Below are 20,936 nucleotides of genomic sequence, written 5' to 3' on the forward strand. Positions count from 1 at the left end.
TGGAGTTTTTCTATATAAATAACATAGGTCATAGCAGGATAAAAGTGTTTTAATCGAGGACTGTATGAAAACAGGACGCAGAAATATATACTTCAGAACCTACATGCTGGTAGGGGTAATTATTGCCGTCTTCTTCCTGCATAATGCCCTTGAAAATAAGTACTACGACGTGCTTCACATTGAAAAAACCTTACACTTGCTGGGGCAGACATTCTATATCCGCGACATTTTTCCCTACTATGATGCGCCGGATAAGGGCTATTATGGTAACACGGTGCGCTATGACTTGCAGGAATACATGTATCGGATAAGCCAAAAAATAATTATGCTGACTGGCGCCTGCTGCATTTACCTGCTGGTGCAGGCCTTTAATGTGTTGGCGGCTGATTTGCCGGGCCGCACATTTATCCGGATGCCAAAGATTATGGTGTTGGTAGTAGGCTTGTTTGCCTATGACCTGGCAGATTTCATATTCACTGCCGGGCAGACACCCTGGGAGATAGAGGTGATTATCTTCTATACTATTTTATCTACTATCGTTCTAAGCGGCAAGAAATAAGATGCCTGATTTAAAAGACAAAGGGTTTGACCCACGTGCATGGCTGTTCACGCTATTACAAATTACTGCAGGCGTCTTTCTGATGAGCCTCTATAACTCGAACATCCAGTTTCAGAAAGACCAGACAGACATTAACGCAGGTGTCACAAAACTGCTATATGGGTTGCAAAATCAGATAGACAAACGCGAGGCGGCGGAACCCTATAAGCAACAGCAGTTGAAAGATATGCAGGAAACGCTTAAACAGCTTTCACGTGATGTGGCCCGGTTGAAGAAAAAACACAACATAGATGAATAGAAAATATGAGGCCCATGAATGAAAAGGCATTTTTTGCCCAAATACGCGAAACGCTATTCCACGGCAAGTTAACCCAAGGCGTAGTAGAGACAGTGCAGGCCTTCGCTAAAGCTTACACTACTTACGGGCGCGGGGATTACCGGGACCTGGCCTACATCCTGGCTACTGCATATCATGAAGTGTACCATGCTGCGCTGAACTCCGATTGGGCGCCAATACGTGAAGGTTTCGCTCAGACAAACGAAGGAGCAGTACGGGCAGTAACGAGCTTGTATGAGAAGGAAAGAATCAGCAAGAATTACGCTCTGCCTGATGCAAATGGGAATAGTTGGTACGGGCGCGGATTTGAGCAAGTAACGCATTATGCCAATTATCTTAAGATGGAAGCGGTTACGGGTTTACCCCTGACGAAAGACCCTGATTTACTGCTGCAGCGTCCTATAGCTGCACAGGTGATAGTGCAGGGGATGATGGGCGGTTATTATACCGGCAAGGCCTTGCGGCACTACATCACGAATGTAGATACAGACTTTGTGCAAGCCAGGAGGATTATCAATCCAGGCGATGCCAGGACATTCCAGAAAGTGGCGGCCACGGCAGATAAATTTTATGCAGCATTAATTCAGAAATAATATGAAAAAAGCATTTAAACACCTGCAGGTATGGTTGTACGGATTATGGCTAAGGCTAAAGCTGCCCATGGCAACAGGCTGGAAGCGCACCCTTATATTCTTTTCCTCCCTAACCTTTATCGGTTATCTACCTGATATACTTTCTTTCCTTCTGGATTTATCCGGCGGCATTGTCAGCGCTGCAGATCAGCTGACAATCATCAACCATCTTTTTTCCACAGAGATATTAGAGATTATATCGAAGGCCCGGGCGGTGGCATTGGGTGCAACAATTATCATCCCATTTATCGTCCGCAGTTACGAAAACCTGACAGACAGACTGGATGCATACCGCGAAAAGAAAGGCATAACCGTGCAGAGCACATTTGATGAAAAGCTTCAAAAGGCAAATAGAGAATCCTAACAACCAATATATGAGAAAGCTATTTATATTTTGCTGCATACTATTGCTGGCCAGCTCCTGCGCGCCATCTTTGGAAAAGGCCATCAGCACTGCTACGAAAACGCAGGCAAATGCCACTACTACCCAGAACGCTATTCACGCGGCCTGGCCATCCGTCACGGCAGACTTTGCGCACCGGGTATACGCGCCTAAAGCCGGAGAAACGATAAAAGGCAAGGAACAGGTGAGCGAGAAAACCACTACTGAGCCGCCGGTGACCGTGCCCTGTAAAGACGAACAAGGTCAGCCCGTGCAGCAGGTGGAGTGCCCGCCGGCAAAGGTTACCATCCGGACCGTCTACCGAACTGATACGCTCAGAGTAATAGATACTGCAGCGCAGGCACTGGCACAGATAGAGGTTGATACTTTGGAAGCAAAACTTATCCGCGCGCAAACGTTGCTGCAAAATGAAACGTCCGAAAAGTTAACCTATAAGGAGGAACGCAATAAAGCTTACGGGGCCTTAGCCATTATAGCCGCCATATTTGTAGGGGTTATGATACTGGTGTTCTTCAGAAAAATGCGAATTACCAGCCCTCTTTTTTGAGGATCTGTTAATGATCCATTACACACATATTTTTAAATGGCAGTTTGGCTAAGCAAACAGATTTTACTTACCTTAGCAACTATGCAGTTAGATAAGATCAAGTACGAAGTGTCCGCTGAAGTTACGTTCACAAAGGAGGAATTTGACCTGATATACACTGCCTTTGAAAATGGGAGCATAACGAATAAGGTAGATGCAGAGCATGGTGGCTGGATGTTTGGGATGAAAAACCGCGTAACAAGAGCGTTGGACAATGGCAGAGAACCAAGCGACTGCATATCATACGACAGGCTTCTGAGTATAGCAGAAGCGCTTGCGGCGCATCATTACTTCAATAAAGATGATATTGATTTCAGTTCGCCGGTGTACATCTTCAAGCACGCTCTGCTCGATAAGATTAAAAAAATACTCCACACCCTAGACGAAGCTTATAATAAGGTGAACGAAGTAGAGTAGCAAGGTTTCCACCGTTCATTTGCTTACCTCACCTGACCCTTAGCAGGTCTGAGAGCCGGGTGGTATAACAGGGCGAGAGCCGCTCCTGACGCAACTTCCACCGCTGCTCTGTTCCCTGCGCAGCGTACCCGACAGCACTATGGCCAAAGCGCTCCCTTAGGCCGTCTAGTGTCTGCATCAGCATGGCATGCTTCTCCCGGTCTACCGTGTCGAGCAGGCTCAGCTGCAAAGAACTTGATGGCACTAAGTCCAGGAGCAGTAGGCCTGTTTTGCGGTAGCGGAAGCCAGGACGATAAATCTCCCGCAAGGCTTTGAGAGCGTAGCGGATGAGTTCGGGCTCTGAGTCGGTGGGCGTATCGAAATAGACGGTGCGGCAGTTGGAGTAAAGTTCTCCCTCCGCGGCAAAGCGGCTGGTCATGCAAAACACCGTCATCGCTCCCGCCCTACTCTTCTGTTTCCTGAGCTTTGTTGCACACCGGACGACATGCGTCGAGAGCGCCTCTTCGATTTCCTCTACCTGCGTAATGGCCGCTCCAAAGGAGCGGGAGGTACAGATATTCTTCTTTGGCGGTGGCACCATCTCCAAGTCCTGGCAGGGCTCCCCCCTAAGCTCTTTCACCGTTCGCAACCCCACCACGGTCAGGTGCTTTTTGGCAAAGGCATCTGTCACGTTCCGTAAGTCCCAGGCCGTGTGCACCCTGTAGCTCTGAAGCTTTTTAGCATAGCGATGCCCGATGCCCCACACATCTCCGGCTTCTGTCCGCTTGAGCGCCTCCCGGATGTGGTACTCGTCCGTGAGTACCAGCGCTCCGTCCGCCCGCTTCGACTTCTTGGATATACGATTAGCTAACTTGGCCAGCGTCTTGGTGGGGCCAACACCAACTGCTACTGGGATACCCGTCCACAGCTTAACGGTTTCTTTGATGGTACGGGCATAGGCCACCAAGTCTGTCTTGTAGAAGTCCCCAAGGTCCAGGAAGCTCTCATCAATGGAGTACACCTCTACATGAGGACTGAACTGGGAAAGGGTTTCTACCACGCGCGCCGACATATCCCCATACAATTCATAGTTGCTGCTGAAGACCTGCACGTGGTGCTGTTCTATGAGTTTCTGTACTTCAAACAAAGGCTTGCCCATCGGCAAACCGATGGCCTTTGCTTCAGCTGAACGGGCGATAATACAGCCATCATTGTTGGAGAGCACCACCACCGGTACACCCTCCAGTGAGGGATTGAAGACACGCTCGCAGGAAGCATAGAAGTTGTTGCAGTCTACCAAGGCAAACAGGGACGTCATACTTTGCTAGGAGGTAAATGTTCTGACCGTACCGACCACCACGCCCCAAATCCTGCCGGCGTCCGCTTCGGTAATATGGATAGGCATATAATTGGGGTTCTCGGCCAGCAGGTAAGCTCCGTCCGTTTTGAGTTCGAATCGCTTGATGGTAAACTCTCCGTTCACGTAGGCCAGCACGATATCGCCGCTTTTAGCTTTCCGGGCTTTGTTCACGACCGCCAGGTCTCCCGGTGCAATATGGGCGCCAATCATACTGTCCCCTTCCACTTTGACCAGGAAGGTGGAAGTAGGATTAGAGGAAACGTAGTTGTTCAGGTCAATGCGGCCGGCAATGTAGTCATCCGCCGGGCTCGGGAAGCCAGCCCTGACGGTAGAACCAACCAGGGGGATAAAGATACTGCTCTCCAGCTCCAGGTGAAACCCCTCGGGCCAGGGCATAGGGTGTAGGGGTATAATGTTCGCTTCTTTCATAGTGCCTCCTTTTACGGCACCAAATTAAGCAGTGTCTATATATTTAGCTAAAATATTTAGTAAAACTATTTATTTTAGCTTTATCAACTGAGCAAACTCCCTTGCTCAGGTGCCGGTTCCAGTACTTCAGGAGAGTCATTGACAGGAGAATTGACCAGGTGTGACACGGGATAGGCTTTCATCTCTTCGCTGGGGTACGGGCGCAGGAGCGAGAGCAGGTACTCATCTGCCCGCTCGTCCGAGAGCCACAGGCCCTCTTCCTCCGGGTGCAGCAGCACGGGCATGCGGTCGTGGATAGGGCGCATGAGTTCGTTGGGCTCGGTGGTGATAAGGGTGTAGCTTCTGATAACTTCGCCTGTCTCTTTGTCGGCCCATTCATCCCACAGTCCTGCAAAGCAGAAAAGGCCTTCGTCTTTCAGGAGGAAACGGTACGGCGTTTTGCCGGCCGAGGAGCTACGCCACTCGTAGAAGCTATCGGCCGGTACCAGGCAGCGCTTGCTGTTTACCAGTTGCCGGAAGGCAGGCTTTTCCGTCAAAGTTTCGGCGCGGGCATTGATGGTTTTATGCTTGTAGTTCTTCTCCTTTGCCCAGTGGGGCAATAAGCCCCAAGAGAAGAACTGTAGCTCATCCGGTGCTTCGTTGGTGATAACGGGCAAAAGCTGCGAGGGGGCTACGTTGTAGCGATTATCTACTTCGGCGTTTTTTAGCAGCCTGGCAGCCCTGATGGAGCCTTTGCTTTCTTTTTTTTTGGAGATGATGGAATATCGGCCGCACATAATAAATAACTTTAAGGTTGTCCTATGCGCTCTCTACGCAAAAATCACAGCATAGGTACTGAAAGGCTTAACGTGTGGGCCCGGCATCCACCCCGCTCTCTAAGGTCTGCTGCAGCTGTGTAGACAGCGCTGAAAGCAAATCATAGCCGGTGGCACTTTCTATGGCATCTACAGAGGTACGGTACGTGCCCCAATCGGCGTTGACCGTGTTGTTGTTTGGTGTATCAACTGCTATGACGCGGGTACTGGTGTTGATGCGCTGCAGGTCGTTGTCTCCCTGCGGCAGCACCACCAGCACTTTCCAGATACGGGCGGGCACTGTTACGTTGCCGTTGTCGATGCTGGTAGCACGGCCGTTGCTGCCCGTGCCGCCTTCGCCATAACTGCCCATCACCACGTATACTTCCATCCCCTGCTCTACCAGCTCACGCGTGTACTCTTCGAGGTTGGCCCAGGTCTGCTGGTTGTTTTCAGGCGCCTGCGGAATCATGTTCGTCATCAGGAAGGTAGCCGCATTGTCCTCTTCTGAACTGGTCCTGTCAGCCGATGGTGTGTTGTGCCCACGGTCAAAGCCGCTGTTCCTGTAGCTGTTCGCTGTTACATGGTACCAGCTTTCGGGCAGCGCCGGATCAGGGCGGAAGTTGTCCTGCCTGTCGGCCGTGCCCAGCCAGTCGGGGCTCACATGCCAGCTCACCCAGTTGGGCGTGCCCCTGTCGCGGCTGTAGGAGAGCGCGTACTGGGGCTTGAGCATCAGGTAATTGCCGGCATTGCTTTCGCTGGTGGTGGCTCCGCTGGGGTTGCCCAGCAGCAGGTGTTCCTGCTCCGGTTTGGTTGACTGTTGCGGAGCTACATCGGTATCCTTACACCCGGCCAGGACCATGAAGAGAAACAGGAGGTATTTGTAATGGCGGTTTAACATGATGAGGCGATAGATTACTTATTCAGGAAGCAAAGCTAATAAGACCTCTATTATATATGTTACAATTTAGGAACTTTGAAATATTGGAGGAACCAAAGCGGAGAAATATGTTTTATATTTGCAGCAAGCCGGAAGGATTAAAAATGCATAAAACAAGGTTCAGTTTTCCGATTGTTTTCCTGGAAAAACAAAAAGCCGAACATTTTAACCTATATAAAACTGACAATTAATCACTTATAAAAGTACAAACACTTAGCCGAAACTAAGCCGTTATGAACAAACCCTACAACATTTTACTATACTACTGCTACACACCGATAGCAGATCCGGAAGCATTCCGCGAAGAACACCATTTGCTGTGCCTGGAGCTGAACCTGCTCGGCCGTATCATCGTGTCTAAAGAAGGCCTGAACGGCACGGTGTCCGGCTCTGCCGAAGATTGTGCCACTTACATGGCTACCATGAAAGCCGATCCGCGTTTTGCCAAGATCGATTTTAAGGTTGATGCCTCCGACATACATGCTTTTGCCAAGCTGCACGTACGCACCAAAGCCGAAATTGTACATTCCGGCATGCTGCACATCGACCCGAACCAGCGTACCGGCCAGCATCTTTCTCCGCAGGAATTTAAAGCCATGAAAGACCGCGAGGATGTGGTGGTGCTGGATGTGCGCTCTGATTACGAGTACAGCGTGGGCCGTTTTAAAAATGCGGTTACACTGGACATTGGTAACTTCCGCGAGTTTCCGGAGAAGGTAAATGAGCTGAAAGAGAAGTATAAAGACAAAAAGATACTGACCTACTGCACCGGCGGCATTAAATGCGAGAAAGCGAGCGCTTTTTTGCTGGAGCAGGGTTTCGAGAACGTGTACCAGTTGCACGGCGGCATTATTAAGTATGGCATGGAGGCTGGCGGTGAAGATTTTGAAGGCAAGTGCTATGTGTTCGATAACCGCGTGGCGGTAGATGTGAACAAAGTAAATCCGCAGGTGATTTCGGAGTGCTACGTGTGCGGCACCAAGAGCGACCGGATGGTAAACTGTGCCAATCCTGTTTGTAACCTGCATGTGCCTATCTGTGAGGCATGTGGCTGGGGTATGGATGGTGCCTGCTCTCCTGCATGTAAAGAGCACCCGGAAAAGCGCCCTTACAACGGCACCGGCTACTACCAGAAAGAGATGAACGGCTATAACCCGCTGAAAGGATTTAACCGGCCGAAGAAAGCGGATGTACAAGTATAAATAACTCATTTGCGATGTGTAAGAGAAACCCACCCCTAGCCCCTCCAAGGAGGGGAATTCCTGAAAGAGTGATTTAAATTCCCCTCCTTGGAGGGGTTAGGGGTGGGTAAGTACTCTTGTGAAGGTATCAGCACGTAAGTAAATCGCAACATAAGTTAAATAACTAAAGCTAAAGAAAAGCGTGTGCTCCGAAGCCACGCTTTTCTTATTTATACCTTTTGTTGTATATTCAAGCAATAAAAGCAGGTTGGCCATGAGTTATATAAACACCTTAATAAGGGTTTCCGATGATTGCCCGGTTCAGGTAAGTGAAATTCCTGTTGCTAAAAACAACAAGAAGCCGGCGCACCTGATTCAATACGAGTTGCTGACCAGCAACCCGTACAGGTTCGGGCACGAAGAACTGATATATGAGGTTTTTGTAAGGCAGAAAGAAATCCCGGCTGCTGTGCTGGAAACTGACGCTGCCAAAATAAAGGATGAATTGTTTTCGAAAGGACATCCATGTATGCGGGCATCGGCGCTGGTAAAAAAGTATGGCTTTGGGGCTCATTACAACGAAGAGGGCAAAATAGCCATTTACCCCGTGGAGTCTAAGGCGTATCAGTCTTTTATGGAAGACAAAGACATTAAAGTGATAGCAGGTATGCGAACAAAGAAAGTATAAATCAAGTGTTTGCACAAAGCTTTACATCAATCTGAATCTACTGACAAAGTATAGAAATTAACGAGAAATGGCCATCATCCCCGAATCAGAACTTATCCTTAATCCCAACGGAAGCATTTACCACCTGAACCTGCTGCCCGAGCATATTTCAGATACCATCATCACGGTAGGCGATCCGGATCGGGTAGCCAGGGTAAGCCAGTATTTCGATGAAATTGAGATAAAAGTGGCCAAGCGCGAGTTTATCACCCACACCGGCTACTACAAAGGCAAGCGCCTGACGGTGATTTCGACAGGTATGGGAACCGATAACATCGACATTCTGATGAATGAGCTGGACGCGCTGGTGAACATCGATTTCGTGTCGCGGGAGCCCAACGGGGAAAAGATAAAGCTGAGTATTGTGCGCGTGGGCACCTCTGGATCGCTGCAGGAAACGGTGCCACTGGGCAGTCACCTGGTTTCGCGTTGTGCCGTGGGCCTGGATTCGCTGATGGAATTTTACCCGCTGGAGCAAACGGACGAAGAGCAAAGTATAACCGGTGCCTTGCAGCAGGAACTGGGCCTCAGTTTCCGGCCATACTGCGTAAACGGCTCCCAAAGGCTGGCTAAGAAAGTGGCTTACGATATGATTCCGGGCAACACCCTGACCTGCCCCGGCTTTTATGCCCCACAGGGCCGCGTGCTGCGCGCCGGGTTGCGGAATTCAGATTTACTGCAAACGTACCACGATTTCCGCCTGAATGATTTCAGGTTCACTAATTTTGAGATGGAAACGGCCGGTTACTATGGTATGGGCCGCCTGCTAGGCCACGAGGTGCTGTCGCTGAACGCGATGGTAGCCAACCGCATCACGCAAACCTTTGCCGAAAACGCCGACGATGTGGTGGATGATTTGATTGTGAAGGTGCTGGAACGGATTTAAGGAACTCTATAGAACAAGAAATCCGCTACCTGCGAAACAGCTTCGCAGGTAGCGGATTTTTATACTTACAGGGCCTCTTGCTTAAAAAGATTATCTTTTTAGAAGAACTCAATACCTATAATGGAAATAATCGGAAGGGCGCAGGAGGCTTTTAATATGATGTAGTTCTCGTCGAGCGTCCATACGGTTGTATCTACGCGTTTGAGCTCGCCATCAGCTGTCATAAAAGTGATTTCTACCTTTCCGTGGTAGACGTTGCCCAGCGAGGCAGCGCGATTCAGGTCCCACATGCGTTTTTTGCGGGCTTCCGGGTCAGTTAATACATCTTCATGTCCGAAGCGGAAGGCCGGGATTTGCTCTTTCGCCACTATCGGTATAGAATTTACAATTGGGTTCATGTATGGTAAGCCTCTAAAGTTTAAACATCAGTATAAATATAGGGAATGTACGAAGTGATAGCTATTATTGTGCCGTAAATTTTACAGCTTCTGCAGAAAGGCCAGTGTATCTACGCCATCGGCATAATCCCACACCATCGGGTGCTGGGCCTGGCCAAAGGGGATGCTGCCCTCCAGCCAGCCATGGGCCGACACCACACACTGTGTTTTGTCTTTTACATCGTTCAGTTTCTGGCGCAGATCTGCCAGCGAACTGAAAGTGTCATAAAACAGTACCGAAATGGGAGATACCAGCGCCTCGCTTTGCTGCACCAGCATAAAACCACTGTCGAAATGCGGCACACGATTTACCAGCAATATAGATTTATTATAGTCGTAGTTGTTCTGGTATTTATGGTGGTCTAACAGGGAGGCATAGGTTGTATTTGCCTCAAAAAATTTATCAAACCTATACCCCTCCGGCACAAATACTTTGGATACATTGCGGCAACCCAGGCCATAGTAGCGAAAAATATCCTCACCCAGCGCCTTCAGATCATCCGCCTCTTCGTGGCCGGTAAGTACGCCTATACTTGTTCTGTTTTTGCGGATAATGTGCGGCCGCTTGCCAAAATAATATTCAAAATAACGGGCGGTATTATCCGAACCGGTGGCAATAATGGCATCGGCATCTTTCAGCAAATCCACGAACTCAAACTGGTTGGCGAAGGCGGGCTCTATGCTTATCAGCATGTTAGCCAGGCGCCGCATCAGTGGCTCATCGCTGGTGCTGGGTTTGGCCAGCAGGTAATGCCCGCTGAGCAGCACGGCCAGAAAATCGTGGAAGCCCACCATCGGAATATTGCCCGCCATCACCACGCCAACTTTTTTAGGTGTAACCTGTTTGAGGTGATAGGGGTAAAGCCATTCACGGAGGTATTGCTCCTGCAGCATTACAATAATGCCGTCAATAGCATTAGAGACATTGGCCTCATCGAACCACGGATTACGCGATAATGCAAGCTGCGCCCAAGCCTTCCGATCCGCCGGAGTAAGGCGCTGAAGTTGTTTGCCCAGTTCTACAAAAGCTTCAATCCTGTTCTCTAATGTCATGACAAATGATGTGGCGGTGTAAAAATAATTTGATAAGGATACTTAATGTTTCTAATTTTGTTTTTTAGAAGAAACAAGAAGTACAAAAGTATAAAAAATATACAGGAGATACGACTATGGCTATAATGATAACGGACGAATGTATAAACTGTGGCGCCTGCGAGCCCGAATGCCCCAATACCGCTATTTATGAAGGCGGTATGGAGTGGACGTGGGGCGGCGGCACGGACCTGAAAGAGGTGGAAATTGACGGGGGCGAGGTAATCCCCGGTGATGCGCCGCAAACCCCTATTTCAGATGAGTTTTACTACATCGTTTCAGATAAATGTACTGAGTGTATGGGTTTTCATGAGGAGCCGCAGTGCGCCGCCGTGTGCCCTGTGGATTGCTGCGTAGATGACCCCGATTACCGTGAAACAGAGGAGGAACTGCTGGCCAAAAAGGACTGGCTGCACCAGGCAAGCTAAGTATAAACAGGTATAACAGCTAACGAAAGCCTGCCTCACCGGCAGGCTTTTTTGTTGTGTGTACCTCTGATTTATATGATACACTTATATTTTCATGACGCCAGTTCCAAAGATTGAGAGGGCGTGCCAACGGTAACTAAGCTGGCACAAGCAATTAGCCCATGAAAGAAAGCACAGGAATCATTTAAATCAGAGGTACAGACAAAGGTCTTTTGTCTTTTATTATTTAATTTTGCCTTTTATCATCATCCCCCGTTTTAAAGTATAAAATGTCGATTTCAACGAAATATAATCCCAAAGAGGTAGAGCAGAAGTGGTACGACAGCTGGCTGCAGCATGGCTTTTTCCACTCAGAGCCCAATCCGCACAAAGAGCCGTACACCATCGTGATTCCGCCGCCTAACGTAACGGGCGTGCTGCACATGGGCCACATGCTCAACAACACCATTCAGGATGTGCTGATACGCCGGGCGCGGATGCAGGGCAAAGAAGCCTGCTGGGTACCCGGCACTGACCACGCCTCTATTGCCACCGAAGCAAAAGTAGTGGCCATGCTGAAGGAGCGCGGCATCAGTAAAGCCGATCTGACGCGGGATGAATTTCTGGCTTATGCCTGGGAGTGGAAAGACAAGTATGGCGGCATTATACTGGAGCAGCTCAAAAAGCTCGGCGCCTCCTGCGACTGGGAACGCACCCGCTTCACGATGGAAGATGATTTAAGCGAAGCCGTAATAGAAGTATTTGTTGACCTGTACCGCAAAGGCAACATTTACCGTGGTGTGCGCATGGTAAACTGGGACCCACAGGGCGGCACCGCACTCTCTGATGAAGAAGTGATTCCGAAAGAAACAATGGCCAAAATGTACCACCTGCAGTATGAGGTGGTGGAGGAGGGTGCATCATCGGAGCCAGCTTATATTACGGTAGCTACTTCGCGCCCCGAAACCATAATGGCTGACGTGGCCGTAGCAGTGAACCCGAACGACAAGCGCTACAAGCACCTGCATGGTAAACAGGTGCGTATCCCGCTGCTGGGCCGTGTTATCCCGGTTATCCAGGATGAATACGTTTCGATAGACTTTGGTACTGGCGCGCTAAAAGTAACGCCTGCCCATGACCTGAACGACTACGAACTGGGACAAAAGCACAAACTGCCTACTATAGATATTCTGAACAACGACGGCACGCTGAACGAGCAGGCACAACTATACGTGGGCCAGGATCGTTTTGCCGCCCGCCGCAATATTGTAAAGGATTTAGAGGTAGCCGGTTTACTCGTTAAAACAGAAGAGTACCAGAGCGTATTGCAAACCTCAGAGCGTACGGGGGCCGTTATCGAGCCACGGCTGTCGATGCAGTGGTTTTGCAAAATGGATGAGCTGGCTAGGCCCGCGCTGGACGCGGTGATGAACGACGACATCCGCCTTTATCCGCCTAAGTTTAAGAACATGTACCGCTCCTGGATGGAAAACATCCGCGACTGGTGCATTTCGCGGCAGCTGTGGTGGGGGCAGCGCATCCCGGCTTTTTACCTGCCTGATGGCTCTTTTGTGGTAGCGCCCAATGCAGAAGAGGCGCTGCAGCAGGCCCGCAAACAAAGCGACAACAACAACCTGCAGGCATCGGATCTGCGCCAGGACGAAGACGTGCTGGATACCTGGTTTTCGTCGTGGCTGTGGCCCATTTCGGTATTCAACGGCTTTAAAGATCCGGACAACAAGGATATTTGCTACTACTACCCGACCAATGATCTGGTAACGGCTCCGGAAATCCTGTTTTTCTGGGTAGCGCGCATGATTATGGCCGGGTATGAGTTCCGAAACGAAATGCCCTTCCGCAACGTGTACCTGACAGGTATTGTACGCGATGCGCAGGGCCGCAAAATGTCTAAATCGCTGGGCAACTCACCGGACCCGTTGGACCTGATAGAGCAGTATGGCGCCGACGGTGTGCGGGCAGGTATGCTGTTCAGCTCGCCGGCCGGCAACGATTTGCTGTTCGATGAAAAACTGGTAGAGCAGGGCCGTAACTTCAGCAATAAGATCTGGAATGCCTACCGGCTGATAAAAGGCTGGGAAGTAGATGAAACGCTGCCTTGCCCGAACGAAACTGCTATCAGGTGGTTTGAGTCACGCTTCAATGAGGCTTTTGCGCAGTTGGAGGACCATTTCAGCAAGTTCCGGATTTCGGATGCCTTGCTGGTGGTATACAAACTGGTTTGGGACGATTTCTGCTCCAGTTACCTGGAGATGATAAAACCCGCTTACCAGCAGCCAATCGACAGGCAAAGCATTGATGCAACCATAGGTTTTCTGGAAAACGTGCTGAAGGTGCTGCACCCGTTTATGCCCTTTATTACAGAGGAGATATGGCATGATTTGAAGGAGCGCAAGCCAAAAGAGTTCCTGATTATAGCGCCGTGGCCGAAGAAGGATAAATCAGACAAAAGCCTTGTTGTGGAGATGGAGCGCGTACTCAACGTGGTTGGTGCCATACGCAACATACGCAATGCTAAAAATATCCCAAGCAACAAGCCGCTCGATTTGGCTGTAAAGGTGGTGAGTGGCACTGTTTATGAACCGTTTTTAAGTATAATAGCCAAACTGGCCAACGTGGGCGACATCAGTTTTGTAGCTGAGACACAGGACGGCGCTATCAGTTTTGTGGAGGGTGGGGATGAGTTCTTTATACCCATGGAAGGCAACATCGATATGGCTGCCGAGCGTGAGCGCCTGACCAAAGAGCTGGAATACACCAAAGGCTTCCTAGTATCGGTACAGAAAAAGTTGAGCAACGAGCGCTTTGTGAACGGCGCCCCGGCAGCAGTAATCGCAGGTGAGCGCAAGAAGCAATCCGATGCCGAAGCCAAGATCTTCGCTATTGAGCAAAGCCTTGCCTCGTTGCAGTAGCGATATAGTTTCTGAAAACATTAATTCTAAACTCGGTAGGCTTTAAAACCTACCGGGTTTGTTTTGCTACTAATTTCAGCAAACCTATACTTAGGTGAAGTACAGGTTTAATTTCCCATTTATCCGGATGGCAGATAATGAGCCGGGCTTAAACGAACGTTCCTTGCTTAGATTCTTTTATTTCGTATTAAACCGCGCCTTATTCTACATAATTGCTGAGCAAATCCTTTATTTCCTTCTCTACCTGCGGCAGCACATCGCGCAAGCCTTCTTTTTTATCTGCATAACCAATTTGTACCTGGCGGTCGTTGATCCTGTATTCCAGCAAGCCCTGATCAGCCTCCGTCAGGTAGTATAGCTTTACGGGCGCTGAGGGGGCAGACACGGCATACGTGCGGAAGGTAAAATCATTCGTAATATGCTGCTGTGTGGGCGCACGGTTATCGAGGTAGCGCTGCGTTACAACCGTATCGAGGTGAATGGTGCTTTGGATCTGGTAAATTGCTTCAATCTGGCCATCCGGAAACGCCCATTTCTCAATCAGATGGTTTCCGTCTAGGCGGCTACTATAGGTGGCCTGCGAGAGATCGATGCTGGCAGCTACGCCAAAAAGCTGCAAATCGCTGGCTACTGTTTGCAGCGAAGGCGAGGGCGAGGCATTGTCGCTGATGTAAAAACGGCTGTCGTTTTGCAGTTTTTCCAGGTTCGCCACTATATCCTGCTGCAGCAGCAGCGAACTGGGAGCATTGAAAAAAAAGCTGGCAAAGAGCAGCGGAAGTATAGACTGGAGTATAAACATAATGTTGGGAATCGTGCTTTTATACTTGCTTTACTCAAAAGTCGTGCTAAAGGCTACAACTTAGAATTATCAATTACTGCCCAGGTAATATTGCCGTTGTTCACTTCATACTTTAGCAGCAAATAACCGCCGTTGTGGCCGTCCTCATAGTAAGCCAGCGCGTAGCGGTCGTTTAGTATGCGGCTGTCGCGGATGGCCATGCTGCCGCCCAGGCTGCCATCGGCAGGTATAAGCTGATCTTGTTTGCGGTTGAGGTCGTTCATCAGGTCTGTTTCGGGGTTTTGCAGGCCCTCCTGCTGCAATCGCTGTATGTCGCCCTGGCTTAGTGTGCCCAGTTCATCCACAAAAGCAGCGCCGCCCGGCGGTACCAGTCCTATAGTATCGGGTGGCAGCACCATGTCCTGCAGCGAGTCTGCGGTTGTTTGTTCCTGCGCCAGTTGATCGTCTATCTTTTCTACCTGGTTATCGGCGATGGCTAAACGGCTCTCTGCCTCGTGCTTCTGCCAGTAAAAGTATAGCGCCAGCAACAGGAAAATGGCGGCTAAAATCCAGGGGAGTAGTGTGTTTTTCATAGCTTAAGGTGGTTTATATTTTCTCCAAACGGATGTAAGGATTTGGAAATGTGAAGATGTAAAAATGCATGTTGATTATCAATCCCTGACAAGTATAAAGCCTGCCACAAGATTTGAAGCAGGCTTTATACTTGTCAGGAAAATGTGTTATGTATAGGTTAAGGAGGAAGATGAATTAAAAAGACATTCTTCTGTTTAGAAAAGTCTTGAACATCAGAGCTTCAAATTTATACATCTTCACATTTTCAAATCTATTTAGATGGTCTGGTTCACATCGAAATTCTCAAGGTAATCGGCTACACGGCGCACAAACATGCCACCCAGCGAACCGTCTACCACGCGGTGGTCGTAAGAGTGCGACAGAAACATGAAGTGTCGGATACCGATCAGGTCGCCTTCCAGGGTTTCAATCACAGCCGGTTTCTTCTTGATAGCGCCTAGCGCCAGAATAGCTACCTGCGGCTGCATGATAATCGGTGTACCCATTACGTTGCCGAAAGAACCCACATTAGATACCGTATACGTGCCACCAGATAAGTCGTCTGGTGTCAGTTTGTTGGTGCGCCCGCGGTTGGCCAAATCGTTTACTTGCTTGATGAGGCCGTTCAGGTTCATCATATCGGCTTTTTTGATGTTGGGTACAATCAGGTTACCGCTTGGCAGCGCCACGGCCATACCAATGTTGATGTCCTGGTGACGGATGATGTTGCTGCCATCCACTGATACGTTGATCATCGGGAAGTCTTTGATGGCCTTCACCACAGCTTCTATCATAATCGGCGTAAAGGTCAGGTTTTCGCCTTCGCGCTTCTTGTATACGGCCTTCCATTTGTTGCGCCAGTTTACGATATTGGTTACATCGGCCTCTACAAACGAAGTAACGTGTGGCGACACGCGCACGCTTTCCACCATACGGTCGGCTATCATTTTGCGCATGCGGTCCATCTCAATGATTTCCACGTTGCCACTGTACGAGCTGGCCGGCTTAGCCGCCGCCGGCGCCTGCTGCGTTTTTACGGATGGTTGTTGCACTTGCGGAGCCGGTGCGTTATTCACCTCTGCGGCCTGCTGTTGCGGCGCGCTGCTGCGGTTCCGGACATAAGCCAGTATATCCTTTTTAGATACACGGCCTTCGCTGCCTGTGCCGGGTATATACTCCAGTTCCTGCATCGGAATACCTTCTTCACGGGCTATGTTGAGCACCAGCGGTGAGTAGAAACGGCCGGTAGCAGGCTGGTCGAGCCTGGCGCTGGCTTCGGCTGCTGTGCCGGCACTTTGCAGTGCGGGAGCTTCCGGCGTAGCAGTTTCAGAAGCAGGAGCTTCAGCAGTAGCAGTTGAAGTTGCAGAACCAGTGTCTTCCCCATTCGTGGCGATGACGGCTATAGGGGCGCCAACGGCTACCACATCTCCTTCCTTCACGAGTATCTCCTTCAGTATACCGCCTTGTATGGCAGGCACTTCCGTATCTACTTTATCTGTAGCAACTTCCAGCACCGATTCGTCCTGCTCAATGGTGTCACCCACATTTTTGAGCCATTTCAGAACGGTACCTTCTATGATACTCTCGCCCATTTTGGGCATTACCATTTCTACAAGCGCCATGTTGTCGTTGTTCGTTTTTCGTTAATCGTTTTGGGAAAGACAAAGATTTTATACTTACCGGGTAACATTTTATCTGCACATCTCTTGCCCTTTGTCTGAATGTCCTTCTTCTAAAACTCAAACAAAGTTAATGATTTTAGCCTATTCCTCAACCGCCGCCGCCAAACTTTGCCGGATCAGGTTCAGCGTTGCCATAGCTGTGTACTCGATGTTCAGCAGCCTGTCTTTCCTAAAATTCAGCAGCCGGGTTTCTGTTTTATATTGGCTGGCGCAGGCAATCCAGATGGTGCCGACCGGCTTTTCGGGTGTGCCGCCGTCCGGGCCGGCAATGCCGCTGGTGGCCACACCAATATCTGTCCCAAACTTCCGTCGCACATTTTCGGCCATCTCGCGCACGGTGGCTTCACTTACGGCGCCATACAGCTGCAGGGTTTCCGGTTTTACGTGCAGCTCGCGCATTTTTACCTCATTGTGGTAGGCAATTACACTGCCCTGGTAGTAAGCTGAGCTGCCGGCTATACTTGTTATTTTGTGCGCCAGGTAACCGCCGGTACAGCTTTCAGCGGTGGAAATAGTAAGGCCTCTTTCTTTCAGGAGCTTGCCTACCGCTTCTTCCAGGGTTACTTCGCCGTACGCAAAAATATAGTTGGGGATGATGCCCGACAATTTATCTATTTTCTGTTGCAGTTCCTGTTCCAGCTGTCCGGCATCGTCGCCCTGGCCCGTCAGGCGCAGGCGCACGCCGCCCATACCCGGCAGGTAAGCAAGTTTGAGGTGCGGGGGCAGGCTGGTTTCCCATACTTCCAGTTTATCGGCCAGTATAGATTCGGCAATGCCCGTGGTCTGCACCACTTTGTGGATAATGGCCGGGGTTTTGAAGTATGCCTGGAGTTTGGGCAGTATGGTGTCCGTCATCATGCGCTTCATCTCAAAAGGCACACCCGGCATCGATACAAACACTTTTCCATCCTGCTCAAACCACATACCAGGCGCGGTGCCTAGCACGTTGCGGACAGGCGTACAGCTTTCCGGCAAAAAAGCCTGCTGCCGGTTCAGTTCCGTCAGTTCGCGGCTGTGGTTCCTGAAAATGGCCGCTATATCGGCCAGCGACGGCTCGTGGAGTTTCAGAGAAGTATGGAAATAACCGGTGAGCACATCTTTGGTCAGGTCGTCTTTGGTAGGGCCCAGGCCGCCGGTAATAAGTATAATGTCGGCGCGGGTTTTAGCTTCGTCCAGCGCCTGGATAATGTGCGCGGCGCTGTCGGAGATGGAAGTGATTTGCTTTACTTTTATACCTGTCTTCGTGAGTTCGGCGCCCATCCAGGCAGAGTTGGTGTCTACTATCTGGCCGTAAAGTATTTCGTCGCCGATGGTGATTATTTCAGCAATTATAGCTTTCATATATATTCTGGTCTGGTTTGTGCGTATTAACAAAATTGATTTAAGTATAAAGTACGTATCACGACACACGAGTCAGGTATCACGATTTTTCAGGTATAAGTAAACGGGCAAAATAAGCTATATACTTTAAACACTTCGTAATGATGAAGTATAAAATCCTGGTATTGTCGATTATCAAAGTATGAAACAATCCTGTGTCTGATGCTGATACTTGTGTCCTTTTAAAGATGTTCTAACGATATGAAAAAACAAGTTTACGTTCCGCTGATAACCCTTATACTTGGCACTACTGCCTGCACGGTAGCCGATGTGCAACGCACCATGGATGGCGTGCTGGCCGGCACAGCAGCAGGCGCACCTGTTACGCAAACCGAAGTAGCGATGGGCCTGAAGCAGGCGCTGGAAGTGGGTATTAAAAGCGGCGCCAGCCAGGCAGCGCAGACCGATGGGTACTATAAAAATCCGCTAATCCGTATTCCATTTCCGGAGGATGTGCAGCGTGTGGAAAATACGTTGCGCAAGATTGGTCTGGGCAACCAGGTAGATAAATTTATACTTACCCTGAACCGGGGCGCAGAAGATGCCGCCAAAAGTGCCGTTCCTATTTTTATGAGCGCCATTCGCCAAATGACCATTGCCGATGCCTGGTGCATACTTAGAGGCGACAAAGACGCTGCCACCCAATACCTGAAACGCACCACCTCACAGCAGCTCTACGATGCCTTTAATCCGGTGATGGTGCAGTCGCTGGATAAAACTAATGCTACCCGCTACTATACCGATATTGTAAGTGAGTATAACAAGATTCCGCTGGTGCAGAAAGTAAACCCCGATTTAGATGATTACGTTACCCGGAAAGCCATAGATGGCTTGTTTACGCTGGTGGCACAGGAAGAAGCCAACATCCGCGAGAATCCCGTTGCCCGCACCACGGAATTGCTGCGCAGGGTATTTTCAAAGCAAAGCGAATCCTGAGAGTTACATACCTTTACTAATAAAAGCCCCTGCTTTACTTAAAAATAAGGCAGGGGCTTTTTTTTGTGGAACATAAAGGCTTGAATAAAAGTACAATACAGCAATTTTTAGTCCGTGGGCCATTACAGTACAAGATATACTATGGAAAACAAACAAATAAAGTACAGCCCCATCACCAAAGAAAAAGACCTGGATGTTTTGATTGAGGAGATAGGAAATGCCCGGGTGGTGATGCTGGGTGAAGGATCGCATGGTACTTCGGAATATTATACCTGGCGCACCGCTATCTCCAGGCGCCTGATTGAGGAAAAAGGTTTTAATTTTATCTCGGTGGAGGGCGACTGGCCCGAATGTTACGCCCTGAACCGCCTGATTAAAGGCTACCAGAACGCAGGCAGCAAAATTGCGGATGTGTTGCAGGTATACCGCCGATGGCCTACCTGGATGTGGGCCAACTGGGAAGTGGCCGCCCTGATAGAGTGGATGCGCGAATACAACAACCTGCGCAATACACCGCAGAAGGCGGGATTTTACGGGCTGGATGTATACAGCCTCTGGGAATCGCTGGACCAGATTGTTGCTTACCTGGAGAAAACGGACGGACACGCGGCAGAAGCGGCGCGCACTGCTATTAATTGTTTCGAGCCTTTTAACCGTGATCCGCAGTCTTATGCCCGTGCTACCGCCTTTGTGCCCACCGACTGCGAGAAAGAAGTTGTAGAAATGCTGCAGCGCATATCAGGCCAGCGCACCTTTACCAACGACCCCGAGCAGGATTTTAACACCAGACAGAATGCGCTGGTGGCAGCCAATGCCGAAAAATACTACAGGGCCATGATACGCGGCGGAGCAGGTTCCTGGAACGTGCGCGACAGCCACATGATGGAAACGTTGGATCGCCTGCTGGATTTGCATGGGCCTGATTCAAAAGCGATAGTATGGGAGCATAACACGCACATCGGCGATGCCCGGGCCACCGATATGGCTGACGACGGCATGTATAACATCGGGCAACTGGCCCGCGAGAAGTATGGCATGGATCAGGTAAAACTTGTTGGGTTCGGCACTTACCAAGGCACGGTAATAGCCGGTAAATCGTGGGGCGCTCCGATGCAGAAAATGGATGTGCCGCCGGCTGTAGAAGGCAGCTGGGAAGCCATGCTGCACAACATCAATACCAACGACAAGATAATATTTACCCGGCACCTGCGCGAAATACCGGAACTGCAGCGGCGCATCGGGCACCGGGCCATTGGGGTGGTGTATGATCCTAAACTCGAGGCTTTTGGCAACTATGTGCCCACCGTTATTCCGGATCGGTATGATGCCTTCATATACTTCGACGAAACGGAAGCCGTACACCCCCTGCACCTGAAAACCCGCGGCAAAGAGCCGGAGCTATACCCCTGGAACTACTAGATAAGGAATTTAAAAGGTATGACTGTTCCGGATGATGGAGATTTGTTGAGCCGGTGCTTAGTATTTGTGAAT

Annotated in this window: 23 protein-coding genes; 13 read left to right on the forward strand and 10 right to left on the reverse strand. The window is 49.8% G+C overall.

Features of this window, described 5'->3' with window-relative positions:
• Window positions 1-64: 64 nt before the first annotated feature.
• The 6 genes from I2I11_RS04240 to I2I11_RS04265 all read left to right on the forward strand — a co-directional run bounded on the left by I2I11_RS04240 (window position 65) and on the right by I2I11_RS04265 (window position 2,934).
• The gene (locus tag I2I11_RS04240; protein WP_196266385.1) at window positions 65-559 is read left to right on the forward strand and encodes a hypothetical protein; all 495 of its coding nucleotides are present in this window, start codon (window positions 65-67) and stop codon (window positions 557-559) included.
• Between the two features lies 1 nt (window position 560).
• Window positions 561-857 carry a hypothetical protein gene (locus I2I11_RS04245; RefSeq protein ID WP_196266386.1) on the forward strand — a complete coding sequence of 99 codons (297 nt, stop codon included), beginning with the start codon at window positions 561-563 and terminating at the stop codon, window positions 855-857.
• Between the two features lie 14 nt (window positions 858-871).
• Window positions 872-1,489, forward strand: coding sequence for a hypothetical protein (locus tag I2I11_RS04250; RefSeq protein WP_196266387.1), 618 nt, complete (start codon window positions 872-874; stop codon window positions 1,487-1,489).
• A 1-nt stretch (window position 1,490) separates the two neighbouring features.
• Window positions 1,491-1,892 carry a hypothetical protein gene (locus I2I11_RS04255; protein ID WP_196266388.1) on the forward strand — a complete coding sequence of 134 codons (402 nt, stop codon included), beginning with the start codon at window positions 1,491-1,493 and terminating at the stop codon, window positions 1,890-1,892.
• Window positions 1,893-1,902: 10 nt separating this feature from the next.
• Window positions 1,903-2,478, forward strand: a complete 576-nt coding sequence (locus tag I2I11_RS04260; RefSeq protein ID WP_196266389.1) for a hypothetical protein — start codon at window positions 1,903-1,905, stop codon at window positions 2,476-2,478.
• An 81-nt stretch (window positions 2,479-2,559) separates the two neighbouring features.
• Complete coding sequence (locus I2I11_RS04265) at window positions 2,560-2,934, forward strand: hypothetical protein (protein WP_196266390.1); 375 nt, start codon at window positions 2,560-2,562, stop codon at window positions 2,932-2,934.
• A 28-nt stretch (window positions 2,935-2,962) separates the two neighbouring features.
• On the opposite strand, the gene I2I11_RS04270 is transcribed toward I2I11_RS04265, so the two are convergent.
• The 4 genes from I2I11_RS04270 to I2I11_RS04285 all read right to left on the reverse strand — a co-directional run bounded on the left by I2I11_RS04270 (window position 2,963) and on the right by I2I11_RS04285 (window position 6,397).
• A complete protein-coding gene (locus I2I11_RS04270; RefSeq protein WP_196266391.1) occupies window positions 2,963-4,231 on the reverse strand; it encodes a Y-family DNA polymerase in 1,269 nt (422 codons plus the stop codon).
• Between the two features lie 6 nt (window positions 4,232-4,237).
• Window positions 4,238-4,702, reverse strand: coding sequence for a LexA family protein (locus I2I11_RS04275; RefSeq protein ID WP_230679870.1), 465 nt, complete (start codon window positions 4,700-4,702; stop codon window positions 4,238-4,240).
• A gap of 83 nt (window positions 4,703-4,785) precedes the next feature.
• A complete protein-coding gene (locus tag I2I11_RS04280; protein WP_196266392.1) occupies window positions 4,786-5,478 on the reverse strand; it encodes an SOS response-associated peptidase in 693 nt (230 codons plus the stop codon).
• A 67-nt stretch (window positions 5,479-5,545) separates the two neighbouring features.
• Window positions 5,546-6,397 carry a DNA/RNA non-specific endonuclease gene (locus tag I2I11_RS04285; protein WP_196266393.1) on the reverse strand — a complete coding sequence of 284 codons (852 nt, stop codon included), beginning with the start codon at window positions 6,395-6,397 and terminating at the stop codon, window positions 5,546-5,548.
• A 272-nt stretch (window positions 6,398-6,669) separates the two neighbouring features.
• On the opposite strand from I2I11_RS04285, the gene trhO reads away from it, so the two are divergent.
• From trhO to I2I11_RS04300, 3 genes are all read left to right on the forward strand, one after another.
• Window positions 6,670-7,638: an oxygen-dependent tRNA uridine(34) hydroxylase TrhO gene (trhO, locus tag I2I11_RS04290; protein WP_196266394.1), complete on the forward strand. Its 969-nt coding sequence runs from the start codon at window positions 6,670-6,672 to the stop codon at window positions 7,636-7,638.
• Between the two features lie 253 nt (window positions 7,639-7,891).
• On the forward strand, window positions 7,892-8,305 hold the full coding sequence (locus I2I11_RS04295) for a DUF6157 family protein (protein ID WP_196266395.1): 414 nt from the start codon (window positions 7,892-7,894) through the stop codon (window positions 8,303-8,305).
• Between the two features lie 67 nt (window positions 8,306-8,372).
• The gene (locus I2I11_RS04300; protein WP_196266396.1) at window positions 8,373-9,230 is read left to right on the forward strand and encodes a nucleoside phosphorylase; all 858 of its coding nucleotides are present in this window, start codon (window positions 8,373-8,375) and stop codon (window positions 9,228-9,230) included.
• 98 nt (window positions 9,231-9,328) lie between these two features.
• Here the strand turns inward: I2I11_RS04300 and I2I11_RS04305 are convergent, their stop codons facing one another.
• Window positions 9,329-9,628: a hypothetical protein gene (locus I2I11_RS04305; RefSeq protein ID WP_196266397.1), complete on the reverse strand. Its 300-nt coding sequence runs from the start codon at window positions 9,626-9,628 to the stop codon at window positions 9,329-9,331.
• An 81-nt stretch (window positions 9,629-9,709) separates the two neighbouring features.
• Complete coding sequence (locus I2I11_RS04310; protein WP_196266398.1) at window positions 9,710-10,720, reverse strand: acyl-CoA reductase; 1,011 nt, start codon at window positions 10,718-10,720, stop codon at window positions 9,710-9,712.
• Between the two features lie 116 nt (window positions 10,721-10,836).
• Here I2I11_RS04310 and I2I11_RS04315 point away from each other — a divergent pair, with 116 nt between their 5' ends.
• Together I2I11_RS04315 and I2I11_RS04320 are read left to right on the forward strand one after the other, a co-directional pair.
• Window positions 10,837-11,187, forward strand: a complete 351-nt coding sequence (locus I2I11_RS04315) for a 4Fe-4S binding protein (protein WP_196266399.1) — start codon at window positions 10,837-10,839, stop codon at window positions 11,185-11,187.
• Window positions 11,188-11,456: 269 nt separating this feature from the next.
• Window positions 11,457-14,096 (forward strand): valine--tRNA ligase, encoded by a 2,640-nt coding sequence (locus tag I2I11_RS04320; RefSeq protein WP_196266400.1) that lies wholly within the window; start codon window positions 11,457-11,459, stop codon window positions 14,094-14,096.
• A 199-nt stretch (window positions 14,097-14,295) separates the two neighbouring features.
• Here the strand turns inward: I2I11_RS04320 and I2I11_RS04325 are convergent, their stop codons facing one another.
• The 4 genes from I2I11_RS04325 to I2I11_RS04340 form a co-directional block, all read right to left on the reverse strand.
• A complete protein-coding gene (locus I2I11_RS04325) occupies window positions 14,296-14,895 on the reverse strand; it encodes a hypothetical protein (RefSeq protein ID WP_196266401.1) in 600 nt (199 codons plus the stop codon).
• A 53-nt stretch (window positions 14,896-14,948) separates the two neighbouring features.
• Window positions 14,949-15,467: a hypothetical protein gene (locus tag I2I11_RS04330; protein WP_196266402.1), complete on the reverse strand. Its 519-nt coding sequence runs from the start codon at window positions 15,465-15,467 to the stop codon at window positions 14,949-14,951.
• 255 nt (window positions 15,468-15,722) lie between these two features.
• The gene (locus I2I11_RS04335) at window positions 15,723-17,069 is read right to left on the reverse strand and encodes a dihydrolipoamide acetyltransferase family protein (RefSeq protein ID WP_196266403.1); all 1,347 of its coding nucleotides are present in this window, start codon (window positions 17,067-17,069) and stop codon (window positions 15,723-15,725) included.
• Between the two features lie 141 nt (window positions 17,070-17,210).
• Window positions 17,211-18,470, reverse strand: a complete 1,260-nt coding sequence (locus I2I11_RS04340) for a competence/damage-inducible protein A (protein ID WP_196266404.1) — start codon at window positions 18,468-18,470, stop codon at window positions 17,211-17,213.
• Between the two features lie 240 nt (window positions 18,471-18,710).
• On the opposite strand from I2I11_RS04340, the gene I2I11_RS04345 reads away from it, so the two are divergent.
• Together I2I11_RS04345 and I2I11_RS04350 are read left to right on the forward strand one after the other, a co-directional pair.
• Window positions 18,711-19,445: a DUF4197 domain-containing protein gene (locus I2I11_RS04345; RefSeq protein ID WP_196266405.1), complete on the forward strand. Its 735-nt coding sequence runs from the start codon at window positions 18,711-18,713 to the stop codon at window positions 19,443-19,445.
• 141 nt (window positions 19,446-19,586) lie between these two features.
• Window positions 19,587-20,864, forward strand: a complete 1,278-nt coding sequence (locus I2I11_RS04350; RefSeq protein ID WP_196266406.1) for an erythromycin esterase family protein — start codon at window positions 19,587-19,589, stop codon at window positions 20,862-20,864.
• Window positions 20,865-20,936: the final 72 nt, after the last annotated feature.

The sequence above is a fragment of the Pontibacter rufus genome, from assembly GCF_015694705.1.
GTDB classification, from domain to species: domain Bacteria; phylum Bacteroidota; class Bacteroidia; order Cytophagales; family Hymenobacteraceae; genus Pontibacter; species Pontibacter rufus.